This window comes from Bacillus sp. FSL E2-8900 (assembly GCF_037966225.1).
Classification (GTDB): domain Bacteria; phylum Bacillota; class Bacilli; order Bacillales; family Bacillaceae_G; genus Bacillus_A; species Bacillus_A cereus.
On record NZ_CP150193.1, the window covers coordinates 1,257,131 to 1,272,053 of the forward strand.

The following is a 14,923-nucleotide window of genomic DNA, read 5'->3' on the forward strand; positions in this document are numbered from 1 at the left end:
TTTTTTCATAGTAGGAGGAAATCGTTTGAAGAAGAAGTTACATCAGTATGAGGTAATGTGTATCGGTTTGTTATTTGCTGTATTTGGTATTGTTGCTTGGCGCGTACATGCAGGTGGCGTTACAGTGATGGATACATATGTCCGTGGATTAGTAAGAGGGCTACAAACGGAAAGTTCTCTTACATTTTTCTCGTACTTTACAAAATTGGGATCAGCAATTGGGATAGTCGCTACGCTCGTTATAAGTTTGCTTGTTTTTTGGAAGAAGCGTTATTATGCTGCGATGATTGTATATCCAATGGGAATTTTAATAACACATCTTGTGAATAAAGGGATAAAAGAGATTGTAAAGAGAGAACGTCCGTCATTAAATGAAGCGCTAGATGCACTTGGGTATAGTTTTCCTAGTGGACATGCAATGTTATCGATTATGACATTTGGATTTCTTACTTATATCATTGCTGCTAATTTGAAAAGCGTAGCTGGGAAATGTGTCACAACGATTTTGATGGGTATAGTAATTCTATCGATTGGATTAAGTAGAGTCATTTTAAATGTACATTACCCAACTGATATTTTAGCTGGTTACTGCGTAGGTGGTATTTTGTTAATTATCGCGATTTACTACCATCGTTTACTTACTGAGAGATTAGGGCTTAATAAAGAGAGATAGAAAAACGTCTGGAAAAACTATTATTATAGTTTTTCCAGACGTTTTTTGTTTATATCAAGATGTGATACAGTATAAGTGACAATTGAATTATGTAAAGTAGGTGAAAATGTGTGAAGACAAATGTACATAAAGTTGATAAGTGGGGGAAGTTAGGAGCCTTTTTGTATCAGTTTCGTTATACAGTAATTGTAGCGTTACTGTTGCTCGCAATCGCACTTGGGATTTTTGCTCCAAAGCTACCGGGAGTATTAGGTGGTGACGGTTTCCAAACGGAAGGCGACTATCAAAAAACGAAAGAAATTTTAGATAAAGATTTTAAGAAGTCTCAAGATACGCTGCTGCTCGTTTTTGAGAAAAATAAAGATGCTTCGCATGAGGAATTTAAAAAGCGAATAAATGAAATTGTAAAGAATGTTCAAGAGAAAGAGAACTATGAATCTTTCCATCACCCAATCCAAAATAAAGAAATGCTACAAGATGACATCGGCTATGCGACAATTTTATTTTCCGGGAAAACAAATAAGGAACGAATGGAAAAGACATTACAATTTGCTGATGAGATTGAGAAAGAAAGTAATATAGCATTAAAAGTAACACCTACAGGGTTTCCGAAAATTAATAAAGAGATTAATGAAAGAACGCAAAATGATTTAAAAGTAGCAGAGATGATTGGATTACCAATTGCGTTTCTTGTATTACTATTTTCGTTTGGTAGTCTTTTGGCATCAATTTTACCGATTTTGAATGGGGCGCTTAGTGTTATTAGTACGATGGGTATATTGTATTTCATCGGTGTTGATAAAGAACTATCTATTTTCGTGTTAAATGTTGCACCGATGATTGGACTTGCATTATCTATTGATTTTGCGCTATTATTTGTGAACCGTTTTCGAGAGGAAGTTGCTAAACGAACGGTAAAAGAAGCGATAGCAATTACATATCAAACGGCAGGACGTGCGATTGTATTTTCAGGATTATGCGTATTTGTTGGGTTATCCGGTTTGTTTTTCTTTAAGATAGATTATATTCAATCTGTCGCGATTAGCGGAATGATTGTTGTCATTATGAGTATTTTATTCTCACTCACACTTCTTCCAGCACTATTATCGTTAATCGGTAAAAGAATATTAAAAAAGAATCAAGTAGCACATACGCCGGCAAAAGCATGGCGTAAATTTGCACAATTTGTGATGAAACATCCAATTGCAATGATTATTGTTGTTACAACATTTATTGTTATTTGCTTATTACCGTTACGTACAGCTAATTTGCAGTTCCCTGGTGTTGAAGCTTTACCTGAAAAGAGTGATACAAGGATTGCATATGAAAAGTATGAAGAAGCATTTAATGAAACTGTCAAAACACACGCTGATGTTACATTAGTTGTAGAGACGAAAAAAGATATGAAAGAAAAAGAAAGTCTACAAAAGATAGAAGAAGTCGTTCAAAAGTTAAAAGATGATAAGAAAGTACATGAAGTAAGAAGTTTATACGACGGGTTAACTGGAATGAAAGCAGATCAAGTTGTTGGAATGTTGCAGTCGCCAGAATCAGCGAAACTAACTCCTGTATTTGAAGCATACACGCAAGGGAATAAGACGACGATAGAAATCTTTTTGAAAACAAAACCACGTACAGAGACTGCAAAACAGTGGGTACGTGACTTTAAAAAGAACTATAAAGAAACGGATGTTACGTATTATCTAGGCGGAATGACGACGTTTCAACAAGAATTAGAAGATGAAATTAAAGATAAAGTTGTAATTGGTATGTCTGTTATATTTGGATCGACCTTTGTTATATTATTATTTGCATTCCGATCTATACTCATTCCAATTAAGGCAATTGTTATGAATATACTTAGTTTAAGTGCAACCATTGGAATTGTTGTTTGGTTATTTGAAGGTGGTCATTTCGGTTTAGAAGCAAGTCCGGTTCTGTTTGTCTTACCAATCTTCATTTTTGGCCTCGTATTTGGGCTTAGTATGGATTATGAAGTATTTCTTATTTCACGTATTCATGAGCTCTATGAAGAAACAGGAGATAACGATCAAGCAACGTTAGAAGGGCTCGTTTCAACAAGTAGAATTATTACATCAGCTGCTTTAATAATGATTGTTGTAACTGGTGCATTCGCATTTACTGATATTTTACCAGTAAAGCAGATGGGTCTTGGCGTTGCATTAGCAATATTTCTTGATGCAACAATTATTCGTCTTATGCTCGTACCAAGCTTAATGAAGTTATTTGGAGACTGGAACTGGTGGTTACCATTTCGAAAAAAAAGAGAAAAAGCATCATAAAAAATGCTCATCAATATGATGAGCATTTTTTATGAATAGCAAAGCCTACATTTTGCAAATAGTATGTGATAAGAACATTACATAATAAGTAGGTGAAGGCAATGTTTCGTTATTTTAAGTTTAAGTTAAATGATACAGTACAGTTTGCCGAGAACGATGGGCATATGTATCGCATTGTCGGTTATCGGTTAGAAAAAGGGTTTTATCCAAAAGATGAATGGACTCATATCATTTATGAACTACTTAGAGAATTTGACGGGTATACGATGGATGCAGAAGAGGAAGAACTTGTAAAGGTCGTTCAAGTAGAGGATGAGTATTACAAAATACAAGAAGTATCAGGTTATCGCTATCCAGTAAAAATGAAACAAAAACAACAAGTGATGAAAATAGAAAAGATGGACGATTTATTAGATGCTTACAATGATTATAAAAGGTTGGCGGATTTCTTTAAAGATTTATCGTATGAACAAAAAGCTGAAGAAGTATTGTTAGAAATGAAAAGACTTAGAGCTTGAGGGGCAGTCTATTATAAGACTGTCCTCTATTTTTGACGGTGCATCAAAGTGTGTTTTCCGTTACAATGAGAGAATCAATAGAAATAAGGTGATAAACAGTATGGAAACAAACAAAAAGGGTGAATGGTGTGAAATTACCGTTCCAGCTAAATGGAATGGTATAAGTATTGAATCGGTATTAAAAGTAGAATGGGAAATACCGAAAAAGCTATTACATCAGCTTCGTATGGAAAAAGGTGTTACGGTTAACGGGGAACAAAGAAGATGGAATGAGCTTTTAAAAGAGAACGATAAGTTACAAGTCCATATGTTTGCTGAGGAAGAGTACGGTGTAGATCCAGAATATGGTGAATTACATGTAGTATACGAAGATGATCACGTACTTATCGTAAATAAACCAGAGCAAATGGACACGCACCCTGCTGAAAAAGGTGGAACCGGGACGCTTGCAAATCTTGTTGCTTTTCATTTTCAAATGCAAGGTTTAGAGACGAAGGTGCGTCATATTCATCGTTTAGATAAAGATACGACAGGTGGTGTCGTGTTTGCTAAGCATAGAATTGCTGGTTCAATTATGGATCGCTTATTAATGGAAAGAAAAATTAAAAGAACGTACGCAGCGCTCGTTGAAGGGAAAGTAAAGAAGAAAAAAGGAAAGATTGATGCTGCTATCGGAAGGGATCGCCATCATGCTACAAGGCGTCGTATTTCTCCAAAAGGTGACCAAGCTATCACATATTATAAAGTAGAAAAGTATTTTAAGAAGCAAAACACGACTTTCGTAACGTTACAATTAGAAACGGGTAGAACACATCAAATTCGTGTTCATATGAGTCATAATGGTAATCCATTAGTTGGGGATGTATTATATGGTGGACAAACAAAATATATGTCCAGTCAAGCATTGCATGCGATGAAGATAAATTTCTTGCATCCAATTACGAAAGAAGCGATTGAAGTTGATGTGCCGTTTCCTACAAAGTTAAATAATAAAATAAAAGAATTTCAAAAAGAAAATGCGTAAAGTATAAGTTTTAACTTGAAAAAAGTAGATTTTTGCAGGGATTTCTCTAAAAGAAGCGAAGCCGTTAAGAGAAAAGAGAGGTGAGAATCACTTGATTAAATATAAGTATGTACTGGGAATATTTTTCGCTTGTCTTTTACTTACTCTATTTCTCTATCCCTATTTACCAAATCGTATGGCAGTACATTGGAATGTAAATGGTCAGCCAAACGAGTTTATGAGTAAACAAGTCGTTGTAGCATTTATTCCCTGTTTTATTATTTTTTCATATGGATTTTTGTATATTATTTCACATAATATATTTAAGTTTAATGAAAGAGAGCATGGTATTATAGGCGGATTTATAAAGAAAATTACGTTATTTATGTTGTTTATTCATACGCTTATCCTCTTTATTAATTTTGGGGATTTGATATCCTTTCAAACAGGATTAACGATTGGGATTAGTATGTTTCTTTTTATGCTGAGTAAAGAATTTAAGAAAATAAAAGGCAAAGAAAAAGAAAAAGATCCAATTAAATTACAAAAAATTTGTTTAGTGAGTAGACGGATTTTTCAAGTGATGGCATGTGGCATATTGTTTTCATTGTTTTTGAACTTAGAGTGGGGATTTTATGTATTGCTTAGTGTAGTAAGCTGTGGATCTATGTTGTTTATGTTATATATTTTCTATTCATACATAATAGAAAGCTATGAAACTTAAAAAAGAGTCTTCTCATTATGAGAAGACTCTTTTAATCTATTTACTTCGTAATAAATTGTTGTGTCCAGTAGTTGCCGCTTTCTACATAACCAACACCGATGTGAGTGAAGCCGTTATTTAAGATGTTTGCACGGTGTCCAGCGCTGTTCATCCAAGCTTGTACTACTTCTTCAGGTGTACGTTGACCTTGAGCGATGTTTTCACCTGCAGATGTATAAGAAATACCAAATTTCTTCATCATGTCAAACGGAGACCCGTATGTAGGGCTGTTATGATCAAAGTAGTTGTTTTTTTGCATATCTTCAGACTTAATACGTGCTACTTTGCTTAATTCAGTATCGATTTTTAGTGCTGGTAAGCCTTGTTTTGCACGCTCAGCGTTTGTTAATTCAACAACACGTTGTTCAAACTCGCTTAAAGATTTTGCTTCTTCAGCAGGCTTTTGCTCAGCTGGTTTTTGCTCAGCTGGTTTTTGAGTATTGTTGTTTTCAGCAGGCTTTTGAGCTTCTGGTTTTTGAACTTCTTCAGCAGGCTTTTGCTCGGCAGGTTTTTGCTCAACTGGCTTTTGAGTTTCTGGCTTAGCTGTTGGTTGCTCAGTTACAACATTTTCAGTAGGTTGTTGACCAGGAATGAAGCAGTTTGGTTGGAAGTTTCCTTGTTGCCATTGTGCTAATGATTCAACTCCCATAGATTGTAAGAATGCTTGTAATTCTTGTTGGCTCATTTGTTTCATCATTACTTTTGAATGCTGAATATTTTGAACCTTTACGTTAGATGGTTGTACTGTTGCAGCTTGTGCATCTAGAGAAGATACTCCTAAAGTAAGAGCTGTTGCAGCAGCTACAGATAATAAAACACGCTTTTTCATGATGTGTGTCCCCCTATATAAAGTTTTAATTTGTTTTCACACGATTTGTTTTTGACAGCCTGTCTGACTGACAAATTCATCGTAGCATACAATTTGCGAGAAAAAAGATGGAAAAAAATTCATAGACTTTAAAATTACCTAATTTATCCTAAGAGAAGAAGGGGGTAAAAATAAGAGAAATATAGAGTATAAAAGGAATTTATAGTGTTTTTATACTTGGTTTTAAGAGGGGATTTTTGGATAAAGTTACCTAAATAGAAAATGAAGAATCCTATTGTATCAATGGTTTGAACGATTTTTCGAGGAATATAATGGATTGATTTTTACAAAACTGTAATGTTTCTGTTGTTCTTTTTTATAATAAAGTAACATATTTTTAATGTTGTAGCAGACAAAAAAGCGGCTATCTCTTTACATAGACGAAGGAGATAGCCGTTTTCCTATTATTACGTATGTTACGAGTTATTACGAGTTAGTTTCAATTGCTTCTAATAATAAATCCACAATGTGAATTCCTCTCATTTTATGAGAAAGCCCTTCTCGCTCAATGCCCAATTTCATTTGTAATAAACAACCTGGATTTGCAGTAACAATGGTTGCTGCTTCTGTTTCATGCACACGGTCCATTTTGTAATCTAGAAATTCCATTGATAACTCTGAATGAACAATATTGTAAATACCAGCAGAGCCACAGCAGCGGTCGGCATCTTTCATTTCTCGATATGTTGCACCTTGGATAGCCTCTAGTAACATACGAGGTTCAGAAGATGTGCGCATAACATTGCGTAAATGACAAGAGTCTTGATACGTAATAACCTGCGGCGTGAGTCGTAAGTCAGTTCGCTTATGGAAGTCTAGTTCTACTAGTATAGCAGTAATATCTTTAATTTTAGAAACAAACTGCTTAGCACGTTCAGCCCAATCCGGATCATCCTTTAAAAGATAATCATAGTCTACAAGATAAGCCCCGCAACCACCTGCATTCGTAATAATATAGTCGATGTTTAAATTTTCGAATGCTTTTATATTTCGCTTTGCTAATTCTTTTGCTCCACTCTTTTCACCAGCATGTCCATGCAATGCACCGCAGCAACTTTGTGTTTTCGGAATAACGATATCACAACCAGCTAATTGAAGAAGTTTCATCGTTGCATTATTTGTTTCTAAAAACATCGTATCCATTAAGCAGCCTGTAAAGAATGCAACTTGTTTTTTCTTTGTACTTTCTGCAGGTAAAAATGAAGGACGATCTTTCATCGCTTTCATTTTAGGGACTTTTGGTAAAACGAGATCCATCGTTGCAAGGGTTTCAGGGAATAACTTCATAATCCCTGTTTTATGTGTTAGCGTTTGTAAACCAGAACGTTGATAAAATCCGATTAGTCCAGTTAATGTTCTCATTCGATTTTGATGGGGGAATAATCCTTCAAAAACGACTTTTCGAACAGCTTTCACTGGCACTGAGAATTTTTTATTTTGATTAATAATATCACGAGTTTCTTCTAATAAATGTCCATAATTTACACCAGATGGACAAACAGGCTCACAAGCACGGCAACCAAGACAAACGTTTAATGTATTTTCAACATCTTCATCTGGTTCGATTAAACCATCAACGACTGCTTTCATTAATGCAATACGTCCGCGCGGTGAATGTGACTCTTTATATCCGGATTGAATGTAGGTAGGACAAGTAGGTAAACAAAAACCGCATCGCATACAGTTTAGTAATTCATCTTCACTTAATCGTTCTTTAAATTCTTTTTGAATATTTTCTTTATTTAATGTGGTCATCGCTCAACCACCACTCTTTTTCGAGTGTCTTTCGCGAACATTTTTCCAGGATTCATAATGTTATTTGGATCGAAAGCTTGCTTTATTCCTTGCATAGCTGCAATACCTTCTTTACCTAATTTCATTTCTAAATATGGAGCTTTCATTGCACCAACACCATGTTCACCAGTAATTGTGCCACCAAGTTCAATTGCTTTCGCAAATATTTCAGCAAAAGCTTGCTCAGCTCGGTGCATCTCTTCTGCATTACGAGCGTCTGTCATACAAGTTGGATGTAAATTACCATCACCAGCATGTCCAAACGTACAAATAGGAATATTATATTTTTTTGCAATGGCATTAATAGCTTCAACCATCGGAGCGATTTGTGAACGTGGTACAGTCGCATCTTCTAATATTGTAGTAGGTTTTAATCGTGCGAGCGCTGATAGAGCACTACGGCGAGCGGTACGAAGCGCATCTGCTTCTGTTTCACCTTTTGCAACGCGAACATCAACCGCATTCATAGAGTGACAAACGTTAGCCATTTTTTCAATATCTCGATTGACTACTTCGGGCGGACCGTCTTGTTCGATTAATAAAATTGCTTTTACATCTGTAGGTAAACCGATTTGTGCAAACGCTTCTACTACTTCAATTGTCGGTTGGTCTAAAAACTCCAGTGTTGCTGGAATGATTTTATTTGCAATAATAGAAGAAACAGCACGTGCAGCTTCATTAATATCTTCATATAGTGCAAGCATTGTTTTCTTTGTTTCAGGCATAGGAACAAGTTTTAATATAGCTTCTGTTACCACGCCAAGTGTTCCTTCAGAACCGATAAATAAACGAGTTAAATCGTAACCAGCTACATCTTTTGCTAATTTACCACCAGTGCGAATAATATCGCCATTTGGTAAGACAAGTTCAAGCCCCATTACATAATCACGTGTTACGCCATATTTCAAACCGCGTAATCCACCTGAGTTTTCATTAATATTACCGCCGATTGTAGAAATTTTCATCGAGCTTGGATCTGGTGGATAAAATAAACCTTTTTCTTCTACCGCTTTAATAATATCAAGTGTAATGACACCAGCTTGTACAGTAATTGTTAAGTTTTCTTCATCAATTTCTAAAATATTGTTCATATGGCGGAAAATAAGGACGATACCGCCTTCAAGTGGACATGTTCCTGCGCAAAGGTTTGTTCCAGACCCGCGCACATACACAGGGATTTTGTGAGTGTTACATACTTTTAACACTTCAGCTACTTCATTTGTATTACGAGGAGCAATGACTGCATCAGGCATTGCTTGGAAGTTTGGAGTGGCATCATAACTATAAGTTAAACGCCCCATATTGGATGTATCTACATTATCTTCGCCAACAATAGATACGAATGAATGAATAATTTGTTTGTCTAACATTGGAAATCCCCCTCAAACTGTTAACGTGTTTAGTTATAATAAACAACGTGGTAACAGTGCTTTCATTATAATGATAAAAAAGTCGAGGGATTCTTTCTATGTATAATCATCTAAAGATTAATCTGTTTTATCATTCTTTTTTGTATAATTATCTAATAGGAGAAGTGCGAAGTACAAAACGTTTAAGTCTTTGAATTGTTTTGGATCAAGTCCTGTATGTTCTTCAATCTTTTTTAGCCTGTAATGTAATGTGTTAATGTGTATATGTAATTGTTTAGCCGTCTGTTTATAAGATTGGTTATAATCGATAAATAAGCGTAAAGTTTGCATAAGCTCAGGAAATGATAATAAGTTTTCGATGGTACGCTCTAGAAATTGTTCACGCGTTTCGACAGAAATATCTTGTAAACACATTTCTAAACGTAAATCTTCATTAAATACAATTTTTTTCGTCTCCAATGATACAGAAAGAGCGCGTAATGCTTGTTCGTAACATATGCTCATATTGTTTGGGGTAACTGTTTGTCCAATCCCTATATATAAAGGAATAGAAAATAAAGTTTCGCAGTCTTGTTTTAACCGTTTTAAAAATTGATAAGTTTGTTCTTTGGAGCTCATCGCTGTAAATAAAATAAAACGATCATTTCCCCAGCGAACAAATAGATGCTCTTTTGTTAAAATATTACGTATGTGTTGCCATATTTTACGCTGGAGCATCGTGTCATTTTTGCCAATAGAAAACAAAATAAGTTGTTTTTTCTTATATAAATCAATGCCAAGTGTTTTGGCGCGATCAAGAAAACTTGGAGACCACTCTGTATTTTGAAGCCAATCAAAGACAAAAGCTTCATAAGAACGGTGCTCAAGTTCTAGTTGCTCTAAAAAGTAGTTTTCATGAATTAATAATTCGGTCATCTTACGCAATATTTCTCCGTAGCGTGAAATATTTTCAGGTTCTCCTGTAATTCCAATGACACCAATTACTTCATCATGAAATAATAAAGGAAGATTCATCCCAGCCTTTACACCTTGCAATCGCCTTTCATCTTCTTTTGTAATGATGACGGTTTTCTTTTGTTTGGCACAGCGGAGTGCACCTTCATGAAATTGACCAATTCTTTCTGTATCTGTACTTGCGATAATAACGCCTTCTATATTAATGATAATAATATTTTCTGTAATTAGTCTGCGTACTTCTCGTACAATTTTATTCGCTAAATCAGGAAATAGCATAATTGACACACCTCAAATTCTATTTGTTGTACATTATATATGTAAATTGAGTAAGAAAGGGAAATTTCACACTTTCCACACATTTATTTGTTATTTTACAATTATAACGAAATCATCCGAAGATGGAGGGAATCTTTTGAGAAAGTATGTTTTTCTTCTCTGTTTTTTATTTCTACTAGTAGGGTGTCAAGGAAGTTCATATACACCAATTGCTAAAGATAAAAATGTTATTATAACTACGAATATAAAAGAAGGCAGCATTAGTTTTATTGATAAAAAAGATAAAAAGTTAATTACGACATGGGAACTAAATGAGCCAATGGCCGGAATCACACTGCTTCCAAATGGCGATGAAATACTTGTATACGGTAAGCAATTAGAATATATGTATGTATATTCACTAGCGGAAGGAAGGCAAGTGGGAAAATATAAAACTGGAAAGGGCATTGTAAATGTGGTCGTATCAGCAGATAAAAAACAATTATTTGCTGCTGATCAAAATGTTCAAAAGGTAAGGTTCTTTACGATAAATGGGAAAGAGACAGGAAATGTTTCAACAGGAAAAGGGCCTATAACGATGGTAGAGTATCAGAATCGGTTATCTGTACTAAACTTTTATGATACGAAACTAACGACAATTGATACGAAGAAAAAAGAAGTTATTCAATCCTTTATGATTCCGCCAGCATCAACAGGAGCGACGATTAGTCCTGATGGGAAAGAAATATGGATTGGCGGACATGGTGATGGAAATCAAGTAAATGAGAAAGTGTTAGTGTATTCTTTACAGAGTGGAGAAATGGTGCGTTCTTTACACGCTCCATTTATGCCTGTGAATATAACGAGGGATAGTAAGTACGTATATGCACTCAGTCATGGGTCGAATACACTTAGAAAGTTTGATATTAGAACATATAAAGAAATAGCTTCTGTAGAAGTAGGGTCGAATCCATTTGCATTTTTTGAGAGCGGAGCAGAAGGGTATGTAGCCAGTTATGATAGTGATGAAGTGTGCGTTATAGATATGAAGAATTTGAAAATAAAACAAACAATTAAAGTCGGAAAAGGACCGTTTCAACTCATAGAGAGGGAAGGGAAGGACAATGAATAAATATAGAGTGCTAGTTGTAGATGATGAAAGTGATATGAGACAGCTTGTTGGAATGTATTTGGATAACTTTGGATATGAGTGGGGAGAAGCTGAGAATGGAAAAGAGGCTCTTAAAAAACTAGAAACGGATCATTATGATTTCGTTGTATTAGATATAATGATGCCAGAAATGGATGGACTTTCAGTTTGTAAAGAAATTAGAAAAACGTCAGATGTGCCGATTATATTTTTAACGGCAAAAGGTGAAGAGTGGAATAGGGTGAACGGCTTACGTATGGGAGCAGATGACTATATTGTAAAACCGTTTAGTCCTGGTGAATTGGTTGCCCGTATGGAAGCTGTGCTAAGAAGATATACAAAGCAAGAACAGCAAGAAGAGATTCAATTTGGACCAATTCTTATCAATGAAAAAAGTAGACGAATAGAGGCGGATGGTGAGTCGATTTCTCTTACTGTAAAAGAGTTTGATTTATTATATTTTCTTTGCCAACATACAGGACAAGTATTTAGCCGGGAGCAATTACTTGAAAAGGTATGGGGATATGATTATGCCGGAAGTACAAGAACGGTAGATACGCATGTGAAAACGATGCGCTTGAAGCTTGGAGAAAGTGGAAACTACATTCAAACTGTTTGGGGTGTAGGCTATAAATTTGAGGTGTAACGTATGTTTACGATGGTACAAAAACTTTGGCTTACAGTAGTATGTGCAGTATGTGTAACAGTGTCCTTTCTTTATTTCGTATCTTTATACTCGTATGAAAAATTATACGTTGATAATTTAAAAGCTTCGTTAGTAATGGAAGGAAAAAGTCTTGCTGCTCAATATGATAAGAGTGAAGGAATATCAACTTTTGAAGAGAAAGTAAGATCGTTTGATCAAATATCTAGTTCAGACGTTATTTTCGTGTCTAATCCGCGTGATTTAAGCGCATGTTTGCCTTTTGATGTGCATCATCATTCTCTTATAAGTGAAGGAGATAGGCAAACGCTATTAGACGGGAAAACTGTGACAAAAATAGGATATGAAGAACATTTTGACCGTAATATTATGGGGGTTGTCATCCCTGTATTGGAAAATAAAAAATTAGTCGGAATTGTCTATTCGTATATTCCTTTAAAAAGTATAAAAGATTTAATCTATGATATGGGTCTTATTTTAGCACCGTTAGCAATTGCTATGATTTTAATTACGATATGGGTTGGAAGGAAAATTATAATTGCAATTACGAAGCCACTTTCGCAAATGGAGCGGGTTGCAAATCATTTGGCTACGGGAGATTTTTCGGAGCGGATTACAGTTTCTTCAGAGGATGAAATTGGACGATTAGGAAAAGCATTTAATAAAATGGCAAATTCATTAGAAACAGAAGATGTAAAGCGTAAGGAATTTTTAGCAAATGTTTCGCATGAACTTAGAACACCACTTAGTTATATAAAAGGGTATAGCGAGGCTATTTTAGATGGTGTTGCAAAGGGACCGCAACAGGAAAAAGTAACGCAGCTAATTCATAAAGAAGCAGGTCGTATGCAGCGTCTCGTTCATGACTTGTTAGACTTAGCACAATTAGAAGGTGAGCACTTTCCGTTAAAGAAGCAACCTATCGTTTTTTCACAGCTGATTGAAGACGTATTAGATACGTATGAGATTAAGTTTATAGAAAAGGAAATTCATATTTCAACTAATTTAAATCCAGAGGTCATTGTCATGATTGATGAAGATCGTATGCAACAAGTGCTTCATAATGTGTTAGATAATGCGATACGGTATACAAATCAAAAAGGAAATATCGTTATAACTTTAGAGCAAATCGATGATTACTGTGAATTAAAAATAAAAGATACAGGAATTGGTATTGATATAGAACATTTGGAGAATCTTGGAGAACGCTTTTACCGAGTTGATAAAGCGAGAAGTCGTCAACATGGTGGAACAGGTTTAGGCCTTGCTATTGTGAAACAAATTGTTCATATACATGGTGGACAGTGGAAAATTGAAAGTGAAAAAGATAAGGGAACAACGGTTATTATTAAACTGAATGTACAGGATGAGGGGAGCATGTTCTAATTTTTAGGACATGTTCTTTATATTGAAGAAAATATTTATCCCGATATTCGCCGGGCAGTAAGACCCTCACCTCAAAATTCAACGGAAGCAAAGAAGTTAGGTGGAGGCCCTGCTGCCCGTAAAAGTCCGATTCGTGAGGGCTAATAATCAGTGGGCGATGAACAAAACCCCCACTGATTAAAGTTTCACTTTATACGTAAAAATATAAATTAATATGTAATAAATATCGAAAATTTGACTATTTTATGAACAAAACATTTGTACTTCTTATCAATTCGGTCTAAAATAGTTATGATGCAAAGTTCTTATAAATCGTTTCAATTGTTGTTTGGAAGATACTGAGGTGATTTAACTGGAGTACAAATCTATTAAACCGAAAAAAATTTACGAAGAAGTATCTGAAGCTATTTTAACAATGATTAAAAATGGTACGTTAAAACCTGGTGACAAACTACTCCCTGTGCATCAATTAGCTGAGCAGTTTCAAGTTGGCAGATCTGCTGTTCGTGAAGCGCTAAGTGCGCTAAGAGCGATGGGCTTAATTGAGATGAAACAAGGAGAAGGTACATATGTGAAGAACTTCGATTCTTCTTCATTAACGAAATCATTAAACAATAGATTATTAATGAAGAAAGAAGCTATTTTGAATTTATTAGAAGTACGAAAGGTGCTTGAAGTGGGGGCAGTTCGAGTAGCGGCGGCAAAACGTACGGAAGATAATTTACAAAATATGAAACATTGGTTAGATGAAATGGCAAAGAGCATTGGAGATGAAAAGGCTGGCGAAAAAGCCGATTTTCAATTTCATATGGGAATTGCAGAGTCTTCGCATAATAACATTTTGCTTGAACTCATGAATCATGTTTCAGAGATGATTGCTGAAACAATTGGTGAATCAAGACGCATTATTTTATATGGTGAACAAACGACATCAGAACGACTTATAGAAGAGCATCAAGTTATATATGATGCGGTGTTAAAACAAGATGTAGAATTAGCGCAGCAAGCAATGCTAGATCATTTAACAAATGTAGAACATATTGTCACAGGTAAAAACGATATAAATTCGTAATTTAATCTTTTAAAAATTTAATTTTCTGATAAAATAGAGAAAGATTAAGTAAGCGTTTTCTTTAGAAGAGGGAGAGGATAGGCCACGGTTGAGCCTATTTCTTCTCTACTAAGTCATCTGATGACCATATGTTTGTTGGTGAAGTTG

At 35.1% G+C, this 14,923-nt stretch carries 13 protein-coding genes; 9 read left to right on the plus strand and 4 right to left on the minus strand.

All coding sequences use genetic code 11. From position 1 onward, the window contains the following. Positions 1 to 25 precede the first annotated feature (25 nt). From NST90_RS06480 to NST90_RS06500, 5 genes are all read left to right on the plus strand, one after another. A complete protein-coding gene (locus NST90_RS06480) occupies positions 26 to 673 on the plus strand; it encodes a phosphatase PAP2 family protein (RefSeq protein ID WP_000727792.1) in 648 nt (215 codons plus the stop codon). A 110-nt stretch (positions 674 to 783) separates the two neighbouring features. Further along, the gene (locus tag NST90_RS06485) at positions 784 to 2,976 is read left to right on the plus strand and encodes an MMPL family transporter (RefSeq protein ID WP_000856409.1); all 2,193 of its coding nucleotides are present in this window, start codon (positions 784 to 786) and stop codon (positions 2,974 to 2,976) included. Between the two features lie 101 nt (positions 2,977 to 3,077). After that, the gene (locus NST90_RS06490; protein WP_000490301.1) at positions 3,078 to 3,494 is read left to right on the plus strand and encodes a hypothetical protein; all 417 of its coding nucleotides are present in this window, start codon (positions 3,078 to 3,080) and stop codon (positions 3,492 to 3,494) included. A 100-nt stretch (positions 3,495 to 3,594) separates the two neighbouring features. After that, a complete protein-coding gene (locus tag NST90_RS06495; RefSeq protein WP_088867695.1) occupies positions 3,595 to 4,518 on the plus strand; it encodes an RluA family pseudouridine synthase in 924 nt (307 codons plus the stop codon). A gap of 91 nt (positions 4,519 to 4,609) precedes the next feature. Beyond that, positions 4,610 to 5,221, plus strand: a complete 612-nt coding sequence (locus tag NST90_RS06500; RefSeq protein ID WP_000599003.1) for a DUF1648 domain-containing protein — start codon at positions 4,610 to 4,612, stop codon at positions 5,219 to 5,221. 40 nt (positions 5,222 to 5,261) lie between these two features. Here the strand turns inward: NST90_RS06500 and NST90_RS06505 are convergent, their stop codons facing one another. The 4 genes from NST90_RS06505 to NST90_RS06520 form a co-directional block, all read right to left on the minus strand. After that, positions 5,262 to 6,089 (minus strand): CAP domain-containing protein, encoded by an 828-nt coding sequence (locus tag NST90_RS06505; RefSeq protein WP_000747596.1) that lies wholly within the window; start codon positions 6,087 to 6,089, stop codon positions 5,262 to 5,264. A gap of 465 nt (positions 6,090 to 6,554) precedes the next feature. Then, a complete protein-coding gene (locus NST90_RS06510; RefSeq protein WP_000209655.1) occupies positions 6,555 to 7,883 on the minus strand; it encodes a (Fe-S)-binding protein in 1,329 nt (442 codons plus the stop codon). Next, positions 7,880 to 9,292: a glycolate oxidase subunit GlcD gene (glcD, locus tag NST90_RS06515; RefSeq protein ID WP_061113680.1), complete on the minus strand. Its 1,413-nt coding sequence runs from the start codon at positions 9,290 to 9,292 to the stop codon at positions 7,880 to 7,882. Before glcD ends, NST90_RS06510 begins: the two co-directional genes overlap by 4 nt. Positions 9,293 to 9,409: 117 nt before the next feature. After that, positions 9,410 to 10,534: a sugar diacid recognition domain-containing protein gene (locus tag NST90_RS06520; RefSeq protein ID WP_116344942.1), complete on the minus strand. Its 1,125-nt coding sequence runs from the start codon at positions 10,532 to 10,534 to the stop codon at positions 9,410 to 9,412. A gap of 127 nt (positions 10,535 to 10,661) precedes the next feature. Between NST90_RS06520 and NST90_RS06525 the strand changes: the two genes are divergently transcribed. From NST90_RS06525 to NST90_RS06540, 4 genes are all read left to right on the plus strand, one after another. Then, complete coding sequence (locus tag NST90_RS06525) at positions 10,662 to 11,636, plus strand: hypothetical protein (RefSeq protein ID WP_001234152.1); 975 nt, start codon at positions 10,662 to 10,664, stop codon at positions 11,634 to 11,636. Further along, on the plus strand, positions 11,629 to 12,300 hold the full coding sequence (locus tag NST90_RS06530; RefSeq protein ID WP_001046397.1) for a response regulator transcription factor: 672 nt from the start codon (positions 11,629 to 11,631) through the stop codon (positions 12,298 to 12,300). Before NST90_RS06525 ends, NST90_RS06530 begins: the two co-directional genes overlap by 8 nt. A gap of 3 nt (positions 12,301 to 12,303) precedes the next feature. Next, positions 12,304 to 13,704: an ATP-binding protein gene (locus tag NST90_RS06535; protein WP_044306956.1), complete on the plus strand. Its 1,401-nt coding sequence runs from the start codon at positions 12,304 to 12,306 to the stop codon at positions 13,702 to 13,704. A 382-nt stretch (positions 13,705 to 14,086) separates the two neighbouring features. Continuing rightward, positions 14,087 to 14,776: a FadR/GntR family transcriptional regulator gene (locus NST90_RS06540; RefSeq protein WP_283748267.1), complete on the plus strand. Its 690-nt coding sequence runs from the start codon at positions 14,087 to 14,089 to the stop codon at positions 14,774 to 14,776. Positions 14,777 to 14,923 lie beyond the last annotated feature (147 nt).

Excerpts from the sequence above, each read along its gene's own strand:
- NST90_RS06490 (WP_000490301.1), top strand. The coding sequence starts at position 3,078 with ATGTTTCGTTATTTTAAGTTTAAGTTAAATGATACAGTACAGTTTGCC.
- NST90_RS06495 (WP_088867695.1), top strand. The coding sequence starts at position 3,595 with ATGGAAACAAACAAAAAGGGTGAATGGTGTGAAATTACCGTTCCAGCT.
- NST90_RS06505 (WP_000747596.1), bottom strand. The coding sequence starts at position 6,089 with ATGAAAAAGCGTGTTTTATTATCTGTAGCTGCTGCAACAGCTCTTACT.
- NST90_RS06510 (WP_000209655.1), bottom strand. The coding sequence starts at position 7,883 with ATGACCACATTAAATAAAGAAAATATTCAAAAAGAATTTAAAGAACGA.
- glcD (WP_061113680.1), bottom strand. The coding sequence starts at position 9,292 with ATGTTAGACAAACAAATTATTCATTCATTCGTATCTATTGTTGGCGAA.
- NST90_RS06530 (WP_001046397.1), top strand. The coding sequence starts at position 11,629 with ATGAATAAATATAGAGTGCTAGTTGTAGATGATGAAAGTGATATGAGA.
- NST90_RS06535 (WP_044306956.1), top strand. The coding sequence starts at position 12,304 with ATGTTTACGATGGTACAAAAACTTTGGCTTACAGTAGTATGTGCAGTA.